General features: G+C 57.3%; 1 pseudogene. It reads right to left on the reverse strand.

What is annotated here, in order from left to right:
• Positions 1 to 234: pseudogene (gene sbcB, locus KVT28_RS27000) on the reverse strand (exodeoxyribonuclease I); the annotation flags it as partial.

Raw genomic sequence — 234 nt, forward strand, 5'->3', positions numbered from 1 at the left:
GATGCTGCAACCAGCGCTGCTGTTCGGCGTCATCCAGGGTGCCAGGGAAGTTGCGCGCACGGTAGCGGGACAACAATTTAGCAATGCGCTTATCGTCGAAGGTCAAATCCAGCGCCGGTAAATTTTGCGGCGGCGTCTGGCGGGTGATATTCATGCCAGCGCGATCGGCATCGCTAAAGAAACCGTGATACAACTGCGCGTCAACATCATCTGACGGGGTAAACGGCTCGGCGA

The organism is Pantoea sp. GbtcB22, assembly GCF_019091025.1.
In the GTDB taxonomy this organism is placed as follows: Bacteria; Pseudomonadota; Gammaproteobacteria; order Enterobacterales; family Enterobacteriaceae; genus Pantoea; species Pantoea leporis.